The organism is Caenimonas sp. SL110 (assembly GCF_001044395.1).
Classification (GTDB): domain Bacteria; phylum Pseudomonadota; class Gammaproteobacteria; order Burkholderiales; family Burkholderiaceae_C; genus Ramlibacter.
This window is the reverse complement of the sequence record NZ_JANU01000013.1, coordinates 228,317-245,706: the sequence shown is the minus strand read 5'-3', so window position 1 is coordinate 245,706 and position 17,390 is coordinate 228,317. Positions and strand designations below refer to the sequence as shown.

General features: G+C 61.6%; 22 protein-coding genes. 10 read left to right on the top strand and 12 right to left on the bottom strand.

What is annotated here, in order from left to right:
* Window positions 1-450: an rRNA maturation RNase YbeY gene (gene ybeY / locus AQ12_RS09455; RefSeq protein ID WP_048439616.1), complete on the top strand. Its 450-nt coding sequence runs from the start codon at window positions 1-3 to the stop codon at window positions 448-450.
* 3 nt (window positions 451-453) lie between these two features.
* On the opposite strand, the gene dtd is transcribed toward ybeY, so the two are convergent.
* Complete coding sequence (gene dtd, locus AQ12_RS09450) at window positions 454-894, bottom strand: D-aminoacyl-tRNA deacylase (protein ID WP_048439615.1); 441 nt, start codon at window positions 892-894, stop codon at window positions 454-456.
* A 162-nt stretch (window positions 895-1,056) separates the two neighbouring features.
* Between dtd and AQ12_RS09445 the strand changes: the two genes are divergently transcribed.
* Complete coding sequence (locus tag AQ12_RS09445; RefSeq protein ID WP_238587688.1) at window positions 1,057-1,707, top strand: ankyrin repeat domain-containing protein; 651 nt, start codon at window positions 1,057-1,059, stop codon at window positions 1,705-1,707.
* Between the two features lie 21 nt (window positions 1,708-1,728).
* Here the strand turns inward: AQ12_RS09445 and tyrS are convergent, their stop codons facing one another.
* A complete protein-coding gene (tyrS, locus tag AQ12_RS09440) occupies window positions 1,729-2,961 on the bottom strand; it encodes a tyrosine--tRNA ligase (RefSeq protein WP_048439613.1) in 1,233 nt (410 codons plus the stop codon).
* A 115-nt stretch (window positions 2,962-3,076) separates the two neighbouring features.
* On the opposite strand from tyrS, the gene AQ12_RS09435 reads away from it, so the two are divergent.
* Window positions 3,077-4,432, top strand: a complete 1,356-nt coding sequence (locus AQ12_RS09435; protein ID WP_048439612.1) for a M23 family metallopeptidase — start codon at window positions 3,077-3,079, stop codon at window positions 4,430-4,432.
* Between the two features lie 38 nt (window positions 4,433-4,470).
* On the top strand, window positions 4,471-5,577 hold the full coding sequence (locus AQ12_RS09430) for an anhydro-N-acetylmuramic acid kinase (protein ID WP_048439611.1): 1,107 nt from the start codon (window positions 4,471-4,473) through the stop codon (window positions 5,575-5,577).
* A 12-nt stretch (window positions 5,578-5,589) separates the two neighbouring features.
* Here the strand turns inward: AQ12_RS09430 and erpA are convergent, their stop codons facing one another.
* The 5 genes from erpA to rplM all read right to left on the bottom strand — a co-directional run bounded on the left by erpA (window position 5,590) and on the right by rplM (window position 8,081).
* Window positions 5,590-5,955: an iron-sulfur cluster insertion protein ErpA gene (erpA, locus tag AQ12_RS09425; protein ID WP_048439610.1), complete on the bottom strand. Its 366-nt coding sequence runs from the start codon at window positions 5,953-5,955 to the stop codon at window positions 5,590-5,592.
* A gap of 61 nt (window positions 5,956-6,016) precedes the next feature.
* Window positions 6,017-6,409 carry a polymer-forming cytoskeletal protein gene (locus AQ12_RS09420; protein WP_048439609.1) on the bottom strand — a complete coding sequence of 131 codons (393 nt, stop codon included), beginning with the start codon at window positions 6,407-6,409 and terminating at the stop codon, window positions 6,017-6,019.
* Between the two features lie 22 nt (window positions 6,410-6,431).
* Complete coding sequence (locus tag AQ12_RS09415; RefSeq protein WP_048439608.1) at window positions 6,432-7,139, bottom strand: DUF6776 family protein; 708 nt, start codon at window positions 7,137-7,139, stop codon at window positions 6,432-6,434.
* Window positions 7,140-7,236: 97 nt separating this feature from the next.
* Window positions 7,237-7,629: a 30S ribosomal protein S9 gene (gene rpsI, locus AQ12_RS09410; RefSeq protein WP_048439607.1), complete on the bottom strand. Its 393-nt coding sequence runs from the start codon at window positions 7,627-7,629 to the stop codon at window positions 7,237-7,239.
* On the bottom strand, window positions 7,626-8,081 hold the full coding sequence (gene rplM / locus AQ12_RS09405) for a 50S ribosomal protein L13 (RefSeq protein ID WP_048439606.1): 456 nt from the start codon (window positions 8,079-8,081) through the stop codon (window positions 7,626-7,628). Before rplM ends, rpsI begins: the two co-directional genes overlap by 4 nt.
* A 206-nt stretch (window positions 8,082-8,287) precedes the next feature.
* On the opposite strand from rplM, the gene AQ12_RS09400 reads away from it, so the two are divergent.
* The 6 genes from AQ12_RS09400 (at window position 8,288) to AQ12_RS09375 (ending at window position 12,986) form a co-directional block, all read left to right on the top strand.
* Window positions 8,288-9,211, top strand: coding sequence for a 23S rRNA (adenine(2030)-N(6))-methyltransferase RlmJ (locus AQ12_RS09400; RefSeq protein WP_048439605.1), 924 nt, complete (start codon window positions 8,288-8,290; stop codon window positions 9,209-9,211).
* 63 nt (window positions 9,212-9,274) lie between these two features.
* Window positions 9,275-10,291 (top strand): 1,2-phenylacetyl-CoA epoxidase subunit PaaA, encoded by a 1,017-nt coding sequence (paaA, locus tag AQ12_RS09395; RefSeq protein ID WP_048439604.1) that lies wholly within the window; start codon window positions 9,275-9,277, stop codon window positions 10,289-10,291.
* The gene (paaB, locus tag AQ12_RS09390) at window positions 10,288-10,578 is read left to right on the top strand and encodes a 1,2-phenylacetyl-CoA epoxidase subunit PaaB (RefSeq protein ID WP_048439603.1); all 291 of its coding nucleotides are present in this window, start codon (window positions 10,288-10,290) and stop codon (window positions 10,576-10,578) included. The genes paaA and paaB overlap by 4 nt, the downstream gene beginning before the upstream one ends.
* The gene (paaC, locus tag AQ12_RS09385; protein ID WP_048439602.1) at window positions 10,578-11,378 is read left to right on the top strand and encodes a 1,2-phenylacetyl-CoA epoxidase subunit PaaC; all 801 of its coding nucleotides are present in this window, start codon (window positions 10,578-10,580) and stop codon (window positions 11,376-11,378) included. The genes paaB and paaC overlap by 1 nt, the downstream gene beginning before the upstream one ends.
* Complete coding sequence (gene paaD / locus AQ12_RS09380; RefSeq protein ID WP_202967493.1) at window positions 11,372-11,881, top strand: 1,2-phenylacetyl-CoA epoxidase subunit PaaD; 510 nt, start codon at window positions 11,372-11,374, stop codon at window positions 11,879-11,881. The genes paaC and paaD overlap by 7 nt, the downstream gene beginning before the upstream one ends.
* 10 nt (window positions 11,882-11,891) lie before the next feature.
* Complete coding sequence (locus AQ12_RS09375; RefSeq protein ID WP_048439601.1) at window positions 11,892-12,986, top strand: 2Fe-2S iron-sulfur cluster-binding protein; 1,095 nt, start codon at window positions 11,892-11,894, stop codon at window positions 12,984-12,986.
* A gap of 12 nt (window positions 12,987-12,998) precedes the next feature.
* Here AQ12_RS09375 and AQ12_RS09370 read toward each other — a convergent pair whose 3' ends face one another.
* The 5 genes from AQ12_RS09370 to ahcY form a co-directional block, all read right to left on the bottom strand.
* Window positions 12,999-13,607: a hypothetical protein gene (locus tag AQ12_RS09370; protein WP_152682732.1), complete on the bottom strand. Its 609-nt coding sequence runs from the start codon at window positions 13,605-13,607 to the stop codon at window positions 12,999-13,001.
* Window positions 13,608-13,683: 76 nt separating this feature from the next.
* The gene (locus tag AQ12_RS22450) at window positions 13,684-14,235 is read right to left on the bottom strand and encodes a septal ring lytic transglycosylase RlpA family protein (RefSeq protein WP_238587687.1); all 552 of its coding nucleotides are present in this window, start codon (window positions 14,233-14,235) and stop codon (window positions 13,684-13,686) included.
* A complete protein-coding gene (gene metF, locus AQ12_RS09360) occupies window positions 14,232-15,062 on the bottom strand; it encodes a methylenetetrahydrofolate reductase [NAD(P)H] (protein ID WP_048439600.1) in 831 nt (276 codons plus the stop codon). The genes AQ12_RS22450 and metF overlap by 4 nt, the downstream gene beginning before the upstream one ends.
* A gap of 13 nt (window positions 15,063-15,075) precedes the next feature.
* Entirely contained in the window at window positions 15,076-15,819 is a 744-nt protein-coding gene (locus AQ12_RS09355) for a TlyA family RNA methyltransferase (protein WP_048439599.1), read from the bottom strand.
* 101 nt (window positions 15,820-15,920) lie between these two features.
* Window positions 15,921-17,348 (bottom strand): adenosylhomocysteinase, encoded by a 1,428-nt coding sequence (gene ahcY, locus AQ12_RS09350; protein ID WP_048439598.1) that lies wholly within the window; start codon window positions 17,346-17,348, stop codon window positions 15,921-15,923.
* Window positions 17,349-17,390: the final 42 nt, after the last annotated feature.

Sequence of the window (17,390 nt, the reverse complement as noted above, 5' to 3'; positions counted from 1 at the left end):
ATGCACCTCAAGCTCGACCTCGTCCTGCAGTTCGGCAAGTTCCCCAATTCGGCGGCCCATCGCGCCCTGCTTCGCAAGGCGAAGGTGGTGTCGTGGATGGAGCCTGCGCTCAGGCATCCCGGTGAAATTGCAGTTCGTGTGGTCGGCGAGGACGAGGGCCGCGCCCTGAACCTGCAGTACAGGGGCCGCGACTACGCCACCAACGTGTTGACTTTCGAGTACGCACACGACGCATGGGTCGAAGCAGATCTGGTGCTTTGCGGGCCGGTGATCGAGCGTGAGGCGAGCGAACAAGGCAAGACCCTCGAAGAGCATTACGCCCATTTGCTCGTGCACGGAACCTTGCACGCGCAAGGTTATGACCACGAGGCTGACGAGCGCGCTGCGCTGGAAATGGAGACGCTGGAGATCCTCTTGCTCGGCTCCCTGGGATTTCGAAATCCGTATTGAAGGCTACGCGATCCGAAGTGGAATCGTGACGGGCCCGTCGTTGACCAGATGGACTTTCATGTCGGCAGCAAACTGACCGGTCTGGACGATGGGATGCGCCGCCCTGGCCCGCTCCACGAAAAGGTCGTAAAGCCGCCGGCCTTCTTCGGGCACGGCCGCGTTCGTGAAGCTCGGCCGATTGCCGCCGGTGGTGTCGGCAGCCAAGGTGAACTGGCTGACAACCAACAGGCCTCCCCCGACGTCCTGCACGCTCCGGTTCATTTTTCCGGCCTCGTCGCTGAAGATGCGCAGCTTGAGAATCTTGCTAAGGAGCTTGTCGCCCTGAAGTTCGCTGTCGCCTTGCTCGGCGCAGACGAACACCAAAAGCCCCGCGCCGATCTGTCCTATGGTGTTGCCGCCCACCACGACGCGGGCCTCTGTTACTCGCTGGATGAGGGCAATCACGTCGGGTCCTGTGTTTTGTCTGTTGATTCGGGTGGTTGCCCAGATTGTGCCGGGCTGCCTTGATCGCTAGCATGGTGCGCAAGACTCACCGGAGACCTGCTGATGTTTCGTCATATGTCATTGAACAGGGCGTGTGCCCTGATTGCCGCGTCGCTCCTTGGCATGACAGCCCTGACGGCGGTTCGAGCCCAGGTGGGACCGACGCCCAACGAAGCCAAGGCGTATACCGGACTGCATGCGGCAGCCCACCACGGCGACGTCGCGCAGATCGACAAGCTCGCCGCAGCGAAGGCAGACCTCAATGCGCGCGATTCGTTTGGCCGAACACCGGCTCATGTTGCGACGTTCGCCCGTCAGCGAGATGCACTCCGGGCGCTCGCCAGGGCGGGCGCCGACCTCAACCTGCTGGAACGCGACCGGTACGACTGCGTGACGATCGCTTCGGTCGCAGACGATGAAGACACCCTTCGCACGCTACTCTCCCTGGGCGCAAGCGCGAAGCAGGTCACAAGCCGGTACGACGGTTCCGCGCTGATTGCTGCGGCGCACCTGGGCCACGATGGTGTGGTGCGGCAGTTGATTGCAGCCGGTGCGCCGCTGGACCTCGTCAACAACCTGCACTGGACGGCGGTGATTGAATCCATCGTATTGGGCAATGGCGGGGCGCGCCATCAGGCGACGCTCAATGCGCTGATTGGCGCCGGAGCGAACCTTCAGCTAAAGGATCGCGAGGGAAAAACCCCGCTGCAGCTCGCGCAGGGGCGCGGTTATGCAGAAATGGTGCGGGCGCTGCAAAAGGCCGGGGCTCGCTGATCGCCGCAACGAAAACACACTTCAGCCCAGCGTGACCTTCGCAAATTTGCGTTTGCCGACCTGAACGACATAAGTGCCCGCGTCGAGCTTGAGCGCCTTGTCACTGATGACGGCAGAGTTCACGCGCACCCCGCCACCATCGATCAGCCGGCTGGCTTCACTGGCAGATGGCGCAAGACCTGCCTGCTTGAGCAGCTGTGCAATGCCTATCGGCGCGCCGGTCAATGAAACCTCATCGATTTCATCAGGGACCCCGCCCTTGCTGCGATTGGCGAAGTCCTGCTGGGCTGCGTCCGCCGCTTGTTCGCTGTGGAACCGCACGGTGATTTCTCGCGCCAGCATGACCTTGGCATCTTTCGGGTTGCGACCGCCCTGAACCTCAGCTTTCAGCTGCGCGATCTCGGATTCGCTGCGAAAGCTCAGCAGGGTGTACCAACGCCACATCAGCTCATCCGAAATGGAGAGCACCTTGGCGAACATGGTGTTCGCATCCTCGGTGATGCCGATGTAGTTGTTCTTGCTCTTGGACATCTTCTCGACGCCATCCAGACCCTCCAGCAGCGGCATGGTGAGGATGCACTGCGGCTCCTGGCCGTACTCCTGCTGCAGGTGACGCCCCATCAGGAGGTTGAATTTCTGGTCGGTGCCGCCGAGCTCGAGGTCGCTCCTGAGTGCTACCGAGTCGTAGCCTTGCATGAGCGGATACAGGAACTCATGAACGCTGATCGCGGTACCGGCCTTGAATCGGTCATGGAAATCGTTGCGCTCCATCATCCGCGCTACGGTGTACTTCGCTGCGAGCTGGATCATCCCGCGAGCGCCCAGGGGGTCGCTCCACTCGCTGTTGTAGCGAACTTCCGCCTTATCGACGTCCAGGACCACGCGAAGCTGATCGAAATAGGTCTTGGCGTTGGCTTCGATCTGCTCGCGGGTCAGCGGCGGGCGGGTGTTATTGCGCCCGGACGGGTCACCGATCGTGGTGGTGAAATCACCGATCAACGGAATGACGATATGGCCCAACTCTTGCAACTGCCGCATCTTGTTGAAGACAACCGTGTGACCCAGGTGAATATCCGGGGCAGTCGGGTCAAGGCCAAACTTGATTCGAAGCGGTGTCTTTGTGGCCTCGGAACGCGCCAGCTTGTTGAGCCAGTCATCTTCAGGGATGAGCTCTTCAGTACCGCGTAGAGTTATAGCTAAAGCTTCGCGGACCCGGTCCGTAACAGGAAATTTTGTAACAAGCGCTTGATTCATAAGGGTTTTTTTTGCCGCTGTAGGACAGCGCCTATATACTCGCGCCAGCTTTTGCGTTTTCCCGATTCTATTCGGCGCACCCCGTAGCAAATCCCCCAACAGCAGGAACAGCAGTTTGAAAATCGGTTTGATTGCCGCTGGTGAAAAGCTTTTGTCTCGCGCCGCACATGCGCTCGAACATCATCCCCGACACGTCACCGCAGCCGTCGCAGCACTGATGCTGTGCGCGGGCGGCGGCGCATTCGCCGTGGCCTCCGATGGAGCCGAAGACCAACCCGTCGTGCGGCAAGTCCTGGAGTCGGTCGTAGCCCTGCCCTTTGCGGACCAACTGAAGACACTGGACCTCCACGCCTTCAACCTGTATCGCACCGAGACCACCCGCGCCAACGACACGGTGGAATCGCTGCTGTCCCGTGCGGGCGTCGCGGACGCGCAAGCGCTGGGGTTCCTGCGATCCAACGACGCCTTCCGTACTCGCGTTCTTGGCGCTGCGGGACGCAACGTCACGGTAGAAGTCAACGATTCGCACGAACTGCAAAGGCTCACCGCGCGCTGGGCGACTGGCGAAGATGCGACTTTCAAGCGGCTCACCATCGAGAAGTCGGCAACGGGACAATTCGTGTCGCGCATCGAGATGGCACCGATGGTTGCTGCTGCCCGCATGGCCAGCGCAACGGTTCGCAGCTCGCTGTTTGCAGCCGCCGACGAGGCCGGCATTCCTGACAGCATCATCATCCAGCTGGTTGAAATTTTCGGCAGCGATATCGACTTCCATCGCGCGCTCAAGAGCGGCGACCGGTTGAACGTTGTGTATGAAGCCCTGGAAGCCGATGGAGAGCCGCTGCGCACCGGGCGCATCCTGTCGGCCGAGTTCGTGAACAAGGGCAAGGCCCATCAGGCGATGTGGTTCCAGGAAGCTGGCCGAAAGGGTGGCTACTACACGCTGGATGGCAAGAGCCTGGAGACTTCATTTCTGGCATCGCCGATGGAGTTCTCGCGCGTGACCAGTGGCTTTGCCATGCGCATGCACCCGATCCACAACACGTGGAAGGCTCACCTGGGCGTGGACTACGGTGCCGCGACGGGAACGCCTGTACGTACGGTAGGAGATGGTGTTGTCGAGTTCGCCGGACAACAAAACGGCTTTGGCAACGTGGTCATCATCAAGCACAACTCCAGCGCCGAGACGCTGTACGCCCACCTCAGCCGAATCGACGTGCGCAAGGGCCAGAAGGTCAACATTGGCGAGCGCGTCGGCGCTGTTGGCGCCACCGGTTGGGCCACCGGCCCGCACCTGCACTTCGAATTCCGCGTTGATGGCGCGCAGCGGGACCCGGTACAGATGGCCAAGCACAGTGTGTCGGTGCCGCTCTCGGCAGCAGCGCGCCCGGAATTTGATCGCCTCGCCCGCTCCATGGGCGCACAACTCGCAGCTGCGGGTTCGACGACGGCCGTGGCTCGGGCCAACTAGGGCGCTCACCGGGCCCGGACAGCGGCTACCATCGCCGCATGTCGGATCTCTTTATCGGACTCATGTCCGGCACTTCACTCGACGGGGTCGATGGTGTGCTGGCTGATTTCGCTTCCACGCCGCCCGTTGTCAGTCACCACACAACGGCGAGCTTTTCACCCGAATTGCACGACGAGTTGCTCGCGCTGAATTCAGCTGGCGAGAACGAGTTGCATCGAGCCGCGCTGGCGGCCAACGGTTTGATGCGCGTGTATTCACAGGTCGTGCATCAGTTGCTGGGCAACGCAGGACTGCCACCAGACGCGGTCACGGCCATTGGCGCGCACGGGCAGACCGTCCGCCACAGGCCGCAAGCGTTCGACGGCACGGGCTACACGCTTCAACTAGCACAGCCTGCGCTGCTGGCGGAGTTGACCGGGATCGATGTGGTCGCAGACTTCCGCTCGCGAGACGTGGCGGCAGGCGGCCAGGGCGCACCCCTGGCACCCTTTTTTCACCAGGCCTGGTTTGGCCGCACGCATGAGGCGACAGCGGTGCTCAATATCGGCGGCATATCGAATGTGACACTGCTGCGCCCGGAAACAGCGGTGACTGGATTCGATTGCGGGCCGGGCAATGCCCTGATGGACTTCATGGCAGTCAAACACCTGGGGCAGCCCTACGACGCACTTGGCGCGTGGGCAGCGACTGGAAAGGTGAATCAGCCCCTGCTCGACTCCATGCTGTCGGACCCGTATTTCGCCAAGCCCCCACCCAAAAGCACGGGTCGGGACCTTTTCAACATCGGCTGGCTGGAAAACATCACGCAGGGCCACACGATCTCACCCACCGACCTTCAGGCCACGCTGGCCGAATTGACGGCACGAACCTGCGCCATCGATGTGATGCGGGAACACAAGCAGACTTCGGAACTCGTGGTGTGCGGCGGTGGCGCATTCAACGACCACCTGATGCGCCGGCTGCAAGCACTGCTGCCCGGCACGCGTGTGGTGTCGAGCGCCAAGCGTGGACTGCCACCGTTGCAAGTCGAGGCCGCAGCGTTCGCCTGGCTGGCCCGAAAGTGCATGCGCCGCGAAAGCCTGGCCCTGCAAAGCACAACGGGCGCCCGAGGCGCCCGCGTGTTGGGTTGCATCTATCCGCGGTAACCGCGTGGCAGGTCAGGCCGAGAAGCTGGACCCACACCCGCAGGTGCTGCTGGCATTGGGGTTCTTGATCACAAACTGCGCGCCCTGCAGGTCTTCCTTGTAGTCGATCTCGGCGCCGTTGAGGTATTGGTAGCTCATCGCGTCGATCAAGAGCGAGACGCCGTTCTTCGTCATCACCGTATCGTCTTCGTTGGTGATTTCGTCAAACGTGAATCCGTATTGAAAGCCCGAACAGCCACCGCCCTGCACAAACACGCGCAGCTTGAGTTCGGGGTTGCCTTCTTCGGCGATCAGGTCAGCAACCTTGGCCGCCGCGCTGTCGGTGAAGACCAGCGGTGGGGGCATTTCGGTTTCGATGTTTTCGGCGACTGCGCTCATGGGGATACTCCGGTACGTTCTCTACCCGGCAATACTACAGCGATCTGGTCAGGAATTGGGGTCAGGCGGCCTTTGTCGCCAGCTTGAGTAAGGGCTTTTCGTCGCCCTCCAGCGGTGCCAGCAACCCCGAAATGATGGCTCCACGGTGCATTTCAAGCGCGCGGTAGTGCACTTCGCCCTTGATGTGGGCCTTGGGCTGCAGTTCCAGCAGTTCGAAGGCGTAGACCGGTCCGCGCACCGTCCCATTGATGATGACGTGGTCTGCGCGAATCTCACCTTCGACTACCGCCTGCTCGGAAATCACAAGGATGCTCGACTCATCCGACGTCGCGGTGATGTTGCCAAAGACCTCGCCATCGATCCGCAAGCCCTCTGTGAACTGGAGGTTGCCATCGATCCGGCTGCCTTGTGCGATGAGACTCTTGATGGGCGGCTGGGCTTTCTTTCCGAACATGTTTTTCTCCCGACAACGGTAGTTACAGCTTCACGCTCTGGACAGCACGGGTTGCCGCGCCCTCCATGACTCTTGCCGATACGTTTTTTACCACGGCTTGGTCCGGCAAAACGAGCAGGCCCTCGATGCGGCGATATTGTCTGAACTGCAACGGCTGGGCGCCGCCTGGCAGTTCCATCGTCCAGGGCTTGCCGTTGAGCAGTCCGGAGACAGTGATGTCCAGCCTGCCCCTGAATTCGGCTGCATTCTTGGATGGCTGCATGACCAGTATTTGCCACTTGAGTTGTGGTCCGCCGACCACCTCCGCATGGAGTCCGCGAATCGCAAGTCCCTCTGCGCCAGTACTGGGCAATAGGCGTTCGAAGAAACCCAGGTCATCGCGCAGCGCGCGGTTTTCAAGCTCCAGGGTCCGGATCTGCGCCGTGAGGCGCTCCTGGGTGGTTTTCTCTGCGGTAATCAGGCTCTGCGATGTATTGAGCACCGATTGGGCCTTGTCACGCTCTTCACGCAGCTTCGCCGCGTCGCCCCGCAAGCGCTGCAATTCTTCGCGGGCGCCGGTCTCCAGGCCCGCAATGCTTTTGCCAAATTCGAATGCCCAGAGGCTGATCGCTGCACAGAAGCCCAGCACGATGGCCACACCAGCCCACCGCAATGGCCAGGGCATTGCACTTCGGACAGCCATTCTTGGAGCGCTGATGGTCAGCCGTCTGCGCAGCAGCTTGAATCTCATCTCAGCAGTATAGGTTTGGCCGGACCCAAGAAAAAAGCCGCAACAAGCGAACTTGTGCGGCTTTGTTTCGGCTGTGGAGCCGAGACGGGCGTGCGGATTAGCGCTTGCTGAACTGCTTGCGGCGGCGTGCAGAGTGCAGGCCGACCTTCTTGCGTTCCACTTCGCGCGCGTCGCGCGTGACGAAGCCGGCTTGCGACAGCGCTGGCTTGAGCGCCGCGTCATAGTCGATCAAGGCACGCGTGATGCCGTGGCGCGTAGCACCAGCCTGGCCGGACTCGCCGCCGCCGTGCACGTTGACCTTGATGTCGAACGTTTCAACGTGGTTGGTCAGGAAAAGGGGTTGCTTCACGATCATGATGGACGTCTGGCGACCGAAGAAATCTTCGATGTCCTTGTCATTCACAGTGATCTTGCCGGTACCCTTTTTCATGAACACGCGGGCGACGCTGGACTTGCGGCGGCCGGTTCCATTGTTCCAATCACCGATCATGTTCTCGCTCCGATCTGGGCATCAGGAAGTTCCAGCACTTTGGGCTGCTGGGCTGAGTGAGGATGCTCTGCGCCGCCATACACCTTGAGTTTCTTGATCATGGCGTAACCGAGGGGACCCTTGGGCAGCATGCCCTTGACGGCCTTCTCGAGTGCGCGGCCGGGGTGCTTGGCCTGCATGTCGCGGAACGTGGTAGCAGTGATACCGCCCGGGTAACCCGAGTGACGGTAGTACACCTTGTCCTGGTTTTTTGTGCCGGTCACCTTGATCTGGGCGGCATTGATGATGACGATGAAGTCACCGGTATCGACGTGAGGCGTATAAATGGCCTTGTGTTTGCCGCGCAAACGGAGAGCAACTTCGCTGGCTACTCGTCCGAGGACCTTGTCGGTCGCGTCAATCACAAACCACTCGTGCGTCACGTCAGCGGGTTTTGCGCTGAACGTTTTCATGAGTCAATCTTTCGATTTTTTGGTTTGGAGGATTCTTTTCCACGGTCGGCGTTCCTCTGACGGGAATCTCTTAGGTGGGGTTACCCCGATCAAGGGGCCAATGCCGCGGAATCACAAGGCGCTGCAGAGCCCTCAATTATACGAAGAATCAACCACTTGGCGCAATGCGCAGGGGTCGGATGCAGGCGGGCGAGTAACATCAGCTCATGTTCAGTTACCGCCACGCCTTCCACGCCGGCAATCACGCCGATGTGCTCAAGCACATGGTGCTGATCGCCATCTTGCGCCACATGACCCAGAAAGACACCGGGTTCACAGTCATCGACACCCACGCCGGTGCGGGACTTTACCGGCTGGACGGAGACTATGCGGATACATCCGGCGAGTCTGCAGACGGCATCGTCAAACTGTTCTCCGCGCTGGCGCCCGCCAGGACTTCAGATGCCGCTATCAAGGATGTAGCACCCATCATTCAGGACTACATGGAGGCGATCGCAGCGTTCAATCCGGACGGGCGCCTGAAGATCTACCCTGGATCGCCCTTCATCGTCCAGTCAGAGCTGCGCCAGGAAGCGCGCGACAAGCTCAAACTGTTCGAAACGCATCCGACCGACAGCAAGGCGCTGGCTGCCAACATCGCCCAGTTGCAGGCTGGCCGCCAAGTCGCGGCAGCCCGGCAAGACGGGTTTGAGGGCCTCAAGGCATTCCTGCCACCACCGTCGCGGCGCGCGCTGGTCCTGATCGACCCCAGCTACGAAATCAAGACGGACTACCAGAAGGTCGCCACCTGCATCCAGGACAGCCTCAAGCGGTTTGCGACCGGAACCTATGCAGTCTGGTATCCGGTGATCCCGCGGCCCGAAGCGCATGACCTCCCCAAGCGACTGAAAACCCTCAGCAACCAGGCCGGCAAACCGTGGATTCACGCCACCCTGGCCATCGGCCAGGACGAAGAGCGCAACGTATCCGGCGACGAAGAAAAACGCGGACACGGTTTGACGGCCAGTGGCATGTTCGTCATCAACCCGCCTCACTCCCTCAAGCCCGCGCTGGCCGCTGCATTGCCGCAGCTGCTGCAGGTGCTGGGTCGCGGTCGCGGCAAGTCACAGGCGCTCGAATCAGGCGGTTGATTCCCGGGTTTCTCGGGGCCCAATTAGCCGACCGATCGGTCGGCTAATTGATATACTGCCTCGATGTACACCCAAGCGCTAGACCTGCCCGATCCGCAGCAGCGGCTGAAAGCTGTCGCACCGCCCGCCGAAGGGCTTGAGGCTGAACTGCAGCAGCAGTTCGACACGAAGATGGACCTCGACAGCAAGATCGAGCCTCAGGACTGGATGCCCGATGCGTATCGCAGGACGCTGGTGCGCCAGATCAGCCAGCACGCCCACAGCGAAATCATCGGGATGCAGCCCGAAGGCAACTGGATTTCGCGCGCCCCCTCACTCAAGCGCAAAGCCATCCTGATCGCCAAGGTGCAGGACGAGGGCGGCCACGGCCTTTATCTCTACTCTGCAGCCGAAACGCTCGGCACGAGTCGCGACCAGATGCTCGATGGGCTGCACAGCGGCAGGGCCAAGTACAGCTCGATCTTCAACTACCCCACGCTCACATGGGCCGACGTCGGCACCATCGGCTGGTTAGTCGATGGCGCTGCGATCATGAACCAGGTGCCCATCTGCCGCTGTTCATACGGACCGTACGCGCGCGCAATGATCCGCATCTGCAAGGAGGAGAGCTTCCACCAGCGCCAGGGTTTCGAAAGCCTGATGACACAGATGACGGGCACGCAGGCTCAGCGCGACATGGTGCAGGAATCGGTCAATCGCTGGTGGTGGCCGGTGCTCGCCATGTTCGGCCCGCCGGACGCCGACAGCCCCAACAGCGCGCAAGGCATGCGCTGGGGCATCAAGCGGATCAGCAATGACGACCTCCGGCAAAAGTTTGTCGACGCCACCGTGCCGCAGGCAAGGATTCTTGGTGTGACGCTTCCCGATCCCGACCTGAAGTGGAACGAGGAACGCGGCCAACACGACTACGGCGCGATCGATTGGGACGACTTCTGGGCGGTGGTCAATGGCAATGGCCCCTGCAACAAGGAACGCCTGGCGACGCGCGTCAAGGCGCATGAAGATGGGCAATGGGTCCGCGACGCCGCGATCGCCCATGCAAAGAAGCAAAAGGCGCGCGCACTGAAGGAAGCAGCATGAGCATCCACAACGAGTGGCCACTGTTCGAAGTCTTTGTGCGAAGCAAGCAGGGGCTCGAGCACAAGCACTGCGGCAGCTTGCACGCAGCCGACGCGCAGCAGGCGCTCCAGATGGCGCGCGATGTCTATACCCGGCGCATGGAAGGCGTGAGCATCTGGGTGGTTCCCTCGGCCCAGATCACCGCAAGCGAGCCCGACGACAAAGCCGAACTGTTCGAGCCGGCCAGCGACAAGATCTACCGGCATCCGAGCTTCTACGAGATTCCCGACGAAGTGGGACACATGTGATGACCTCGCCGACTGCACCTTCGGCACCGATCGAGTACCTGCTTCACCTGGCCGACAACGCCCTGGTACTGGGGCAGCGCAACGCCGAATGGTGCGGGCACGGCCCCATCCTCGAAGAAGACATTGCGATGGCCAACATCAGCCTGGACCTGATCGGCCAGTCGCGCATGTTGTACCAGCACGCGGCGTCGCTGCAGGGCGAAGGCATGACCGAGGACAAGCTCGCCTACTTTCGGGATTGCGCGCAGTACCGCAACTACACGCTGGTCGAACTGCCGCACCATGGTCCGTTGGCAGGAACTGCGGCGTCCGATCGCGACTACGCCACGACCATCGTGCGCAACTTTCTCTACAGCAGCCTGATGCTTCTCGTGTGGGACGCGCTGCAGCAATCCAGGGACTCGCAACTGGCGGCAATCGCTGGCAAAGCGGTGAAGGAAACGCGCTATCACGTGCGCCATTCACTCGACTGGCTTGTGAAATTCGGCGATGGCACGGACGAATCGCACGCACGCGCACAGGCTGCTCTTGACCACCTGTTCCCCTACACGCAGGAGTTCTGGACGCCCAGTGCGCTTGAGTCTCAAGCTGCCTCTGACGCAACGGGCGCGAGCGTCCAATCACTGCGAGCCCAATGGGATGCGAATGTCGATGCAGCGCTCGCTGAATCGACTCTGACCCGCCCAGCCGCCGGCGGTCATGTGACTCGCGGCAAGCAAGGCCTGCACTCCGAGCACTTGAGCTACCTGTTGGGCGAGATGCAAAGCCTGGCGCGGCAGCATCCCGAGGCGGTGTGGTGATCGCGGCGGATTTGTCGTTGGTTGACCGTGCATGGCAACTGCTGGAAACCATCCCCGACCCTGAAATCCCTGTCGTTTCAATCCGCGAGCTGGGCATCCTGCGCGAAATCAAAGAGCGCAGTGGATCGCTCGAAGTCGTGATCACACCGACCTACAGCGGCTGTCCCGCGATGGGACAGATTGAAGACGATGTTCGTGCCGCGCTCGCCGCCCATGACATGACTGCTACCGTCGTCCTGAAACTCGCGCCCGCCTGGACCACCGACTGGATCACGCCCGAGGCAAGCGAAAAATTGAAAGCCTACGGCATTGCGCCGCCGCAACTCGCGCACCACGGCAACGTCGTCAAGCTCATGCCCCAGCGTACGGCCACTGCGGTGCCGTGCCCCCATTGCGGCTCGACAGACACCACCGAGACCTCCCATTTCGGCTCGACGGCATGCAAGGCGCTCTACAAGTGCCTGGCCTGCATGGAGCCCTTCGACTACTTCAAGCCGTACTGACCCGCGACCGATGGCACTTCACTTTCATCCCCTCACGGTCAAGCGCGTGGCGCCAGACGCGGCCGGCTCTGCGGCGATCACTTTTGCAGTGCCGCTGCAACTGCGCGAGACATTCGATTTCAAGCCCGGTCAGTTCCTGACGCTTCGCGCCACGATCGAAGGCCGTGAGACCCGGCGCAGCTACTCCATCTGCAGCCCGCACCAGCGATTCGAAGACGCACTGGAAATCGACGTCGGCATCAAGCCGGTTGAAGGCGGAACTTTCTCTCCCTGGGCGATCCAGAACCTGGGCGAAGGCGCAAGCATTGAAGTGCTGCCTCCCGACGGCCGCTTCACCCCGCGCATGACCGGCGCCAGGCACCGCGTCGGCTTCGCGGCCGGCTCGGGCATCACGCCCATCCTGTCCATCATCGCGACAACGCTCGCCGCCGAACCTGGTTCGCGCTTCACGCTGGTGTACGGCAACCAGCGCACCAACACGATCATGTTCAACGAAGCACTGCAGGACCTGAAGGATCGTTACCCGGCCCGACTGTCTTTGATTCACATGCTGTCGCGCCAACCCCAGGAAATGGCACTCCTGAATGGTCGACTCGATGAGAACAAGGTCGCAGAACTTCTATCCGGACTGCTTCCAGCCGACAGCATCGATGAGGCATTCATCTGCGGCCCCGAGGGGATGATTGCCTGCGTCGAAAAAGCCCTCCGTGGTGGCGGCGTTTCGACGGATCGAATCCACAGCGAACGATTTTTCTCGTCCGACAACAGCGCGATCAGGCAGCCGAACCTGCCTCCTGCAGAAAAGCAACCCGGTCGCCTGCATGAAGGCCATAGCCTGCATGTGGTGCTCGATGGCAAGACCCATCACATGCAGATGAGTGGCCGTGACCATGTACTCGATGTGGCGCTCGATGCCGGCCTTGACTTGCCCTACTCCTGCCGTGGCGGCGTGTGTTGCACCTGCAGGGCACGCGTGCTCGAAGGCGAAGTCACGATGGACAAGAACTTCACCCTGGAGCAATGGGAGATTGACAAAGGCTTCGTGCTGACTTGCCAGGCCCGACCGGTCAGCCGCGAAGTGCGCGTGAGCTACGACGAGCGCTGAGCCCGCGCTGGTTCAGGAGCAGCGCGCGCGGTAGTTGGTTTCGAAGCGCTGCAACTCGGCCTTCTCGCCGTCGTTCAGATCGGTACGGGCTTTCTTGGTCACCAGGATGCGCTTGGACTCGCCGCACTGCTGCTCCTGGAGTTTCGTACGCTCGTGCGCCCGCTGCTGCGAGGCCTGCTCGACCTTCGCCAGCTGGCGCTTCTCGCCCCGCTCGCTCGCATAGCGAGTGCGCGCCTCGGCCTCGTTCTCGGCGCATTCGCGCTGGTAGTTCCGGCGCATCTCCGAGACAGTGCTCGAAGCGAGCCCACGTGCGGCCGCAGTGCGTAACGCGTCATGCAGACCGCTACAGCGCGGGCTCATGTACGTGATGTGATCGGGCGCTTCACCGATCGACGGCGGCGCTGGCTGGTAACGCAGTCCAGGCTCGGTGGGGCCGTAATACACAGGCGGTTGGCGACCGGCCGATGCCGACCCCGGATTGCTGAAGGAATAGCAAGGGCGATCCGACTGGATCATGGTGCCGTTGGGCATCCGGCACTGAAAACGCATCTGTAATGCTTGCGCCTGCGGTGCCAGAAATAGCCATACCGCAGCCAAGGCCCACAAATGGGCAAATCTCATTTTTCCCCTCCTCGCCTGTCGCTGATATTCAATGGTACCCATGCGACGATCGGGTCGGCGAAGCCACCGGCCCGACCTAGCGAATGGTGGGCGACTGGGACCGTGTGGAGGCTCGCGACAGACGACCCGATGCAAAGCTACGCTCGTCGGTTGCGGTGCCCTGCAAGACGGTGATCGCGACAGGCGGCGTGCCGCCACCCGGTTCGTGCAAGCCCAGAGCCGCCGCTGCAGCCTTGCTGAGGTCGATCACGCGGCGGGCCACGTGCGGACCCCGGTCGTTGACGCGCACGTCCACGATCTTGCCGCTGATGAGGTTGCGAACTCGCACAAGCGTGCCGAACGGAAGAAACGGATGCGCCGCCGTCAGCGCGTACATGTTGTACACCTCGCCGCTCGCCGTACGCCTTCCGTGAAAACGCGGGCCATACCAGGACGCGATGCCTCTGTGCACTTCAGGCCGATCGGCGACGATCGGTGCAGGAATCTCGGCCGTCACGACAGGAGCCTCGACCTCGACGGTTGTGGCAGCAGGAGCAGGAGCTACGGTCGCAGCGGGGTATTCCTCGGCCCAGCTCAGCTGGCTCGCGCCCGCAATCGCCATCGTCAGAAGCAAGGTCGTGCGTATCAAATCATCCCCAATCGTTTGCAAAGCTCAGCCGTAGCCGCGCTCTGGTTCATCGTATAAAAGTGCAGCCCCGGTGCTCCGCCTCGACGCAATTGCTCGCACAGCCCCGTCACGACGTCCAGGCCGAACGCCTTGATCGAAGCGGTGTCGTCGCCAAACGCTTGCAGTCGCAAGCGAATCCAGCGCGGAATCTCTGCGCCGCATGCATCCGAAAAACGCATCAGCTGCGTCGAACTCGTGATCGGCATGATCCCCGGCACGACGGGAATGTCAAGCTGAGCCTTACGCGCCTCATCCATGAAGCGGAAGTAAGCGTCTGCATTGAAGAAGTACTGCGTGATCGCGGAATCGGCGCCTGCGCGCACCTTTTGCGCGAACGCCTGCATATCAGAATCGGGCGATTTGGCCTGTGGATGCACTTCCGGATAGCAGGCTGCTTCGATGCGAAACGCATCGCCGGTTTCCTGGCGGATAAAGGCGATGAGATCGCTCGCATAGTGGAACTCGCCGCCCGCGCCGTAGCCGCTGGGCAGGTCACCGCGCAAGGCCACGAGGCGCTGGACGCCCATCGAACGCAGCTGCGTGAGTTCTTCGCGCACGCGATCGCGCGTCGCGCCAATGCAAGACAGGTGCGATGCGGCGGCCACGCCCTCATTCAGAATCTCTGCGACGGTGTCGAAAGTGCCTGTTTGCGTGGAGCCACCGGCACCGTATGTCACCGAGCAGAACTCGGGCTTGAGCCGGTACAACTCCTGGCGCACCGCGCGCAACTTCGCCGAACCTTCCGGCGTCTTCGGGGGAAAAAATTCCAGGCTGAGCGGAGCGTTCATCGCCTCCCTTTCATCAATCATTTTTTGTGGCGTGAACGAAGAACTCGCGGTTCCCGTCACCACCTGCAATCGGGCTCTCATGCCACGCCTTCACCTGCAACCCGAGGGATGCGCAGCAATCAGCGACGCGTTGCTTTACGAAGTCGTAGAGTGCTTTGTCCGTCACGATCCCGCCCTTGCCCACTTGCCCAGGCTGCAATTCGAATTGCGGCTTGACGAGAAACAGCAGCTCGCCGCCCTGCGCCATCAACGGCACAAGCGCCGGCAAAACCAGTGTGCTCGATATGAACGAGAGATCACCGACGACCAGATCAAACGGATCGTCGCCGGCGTCTTCACCCGACAGCTCTCGCGCGTTGACCTTCTCGATCGCGGTCACTCGCTCATCACTACGGATGTTGTCGTGCAACTGACCCTGTCCCACATCGACGCCAACCACATGCCGTGCGCCCTGGCGAAGCAGGCAGTCCGTGAAGCCGCCGGTGGACTGGCCGACATCGAGACACAACTTGCCCGTCACATCGATACCGCTCGCCTTCAGCGCGCCTTCAAGCTTGAGCCCACCGCGAGAAACATAGCGAGCCTCCGCGTCGTCGAGCAGCTCGATCTCGGCGTCGGCCGAAACCTCGTCGCCGTTCTTGACGACGGCCTTCCAGTCACCGCGGTCGCGCCAGCGCACGCCAGACGCGATCAGGCGCTGCGCCTGCGACCGTGAGGTCGCAAGGCCGCGCTCAACAAGGAGTTGATCAACACGCATGATTCAACGTGGTTGTCATGCCGGACTCGATCCGGCATCCAGACGGCTTTTGCTCAGGCGCCAGGTGGATTGCGGGTCGAGCCCGCAATGACACCATTCGATCAATAACGATACGAATCAGGCTTGTAAGGCCCGACCTTGGGCACGCCGATGTATTCGGCCTGCTCTTCAGACAGCTCGGTCAGCATCGCGCCGACCTTGGTCAGGTGCAGGCGCGCGACCTTCTCGTCCAGGTGCTTGGGCAGCACATAGACCTTGCCCACGTCGTACGAATCCTTGTGCGTGAACAGTTCGATCTGCGCGATGGTCTGGTTGGCGAACGAAGAGCTCATCACGAAGCTCGGGTGGCCCGTGCCGCAGCCGAGGTTCACCAGGCGGCCCTTGGCCAGCAGGATGATGCGCTTGCCGTCCGGGAAGATCACGTGATCGACTTGCGGCTTGATCTCTTCCCACTCGTGCTTTTCGACCGAAGCGATGTCGATCTCGTTGTCGAAGTGGCCGATGTTGCAGACGATGGCCTGGTCTTTCATCGCAGCCATGTGCTCATAGCGGATCACGTGCTTGTTGCCGGTGGCCGTCACGAAGATGTCGGCCTTGTCGGCGGCATATTCCATCGTCACGACCTTGAAGCCTTCCATTGCGGCCTGCAATGCGTTGATCGGGTCGATTTCGGTGACCCAGACCTGGGCCGACAGGGCGCGCAGCGCCTGTGCCGAACCCTTGCCCACGTCGCCGTAGCCGGCCACGACTGCGACCTTGCCGGCGATCATCACGTCGGTGGCGCGCTTGATGCCGTCGACCAGCGACTCGCGGCAGCCGTAGAGGTTGTCGAACTTGCTCTTGGTAACCGAATCATTGACGTTGATGGCGCGAAACAGCAGCGTGCCCTTGGCACTCATTTCCTTCAGGCGGTGCACGCCGGTGGTGGTCTCTTCGGTCACGCCAATGATTTCAGCGCCCTTGCGGCTGTACCAGGTCGGGTCCTGCGCGAGCTTGGCCTTGATCGAGGCAAACAGGTATGTCTCTTCTTCGCCGCTCGGATTGGCGATGAGCGATGCATCCTTTTCAGCTCGCTTGCCCAGGTGCATCAGCAGCGTTGCATCGCCGCCGTCGTCCAGGATCATGTTGGGGCCTTCGCCGGCCGTGCCCTTGGCGCCAAAGTCGAAGATGCGGTGGGTGTAATCCCAGTAGTCGGCGAGTGTCTCGCCCTTGATCGCGAAAACCGGCGTGCCACGGTCGGCGATGGCTGCGGCGGCATGGTCTTGCGTGGAGAAGATGTTGCACGATGCCCAGCGCACATTGGCGCCGAGCGCCTGCAGCGTCTCGATGAGCACGGCCGTCTGGATGGTCATGTGCAGCGAACCGGTGATGCGCGCGCCCTTGAGCGGCTGTGCCTTCGCGAATTCCTCGCGGATGGCCATCAGGCCAGGCATCTCGGTTTCGGCGATGCGGATTTCTTTTTTGCCCCAGGCAGCGAGGGACGGATCGGCGATGGCGCAATCTTGTGCGGGTTTGAGAACGGCGTTCATGTGTGGCTCCAGTTGAAAGAGATCAGCCACGGCCTGGAAAGG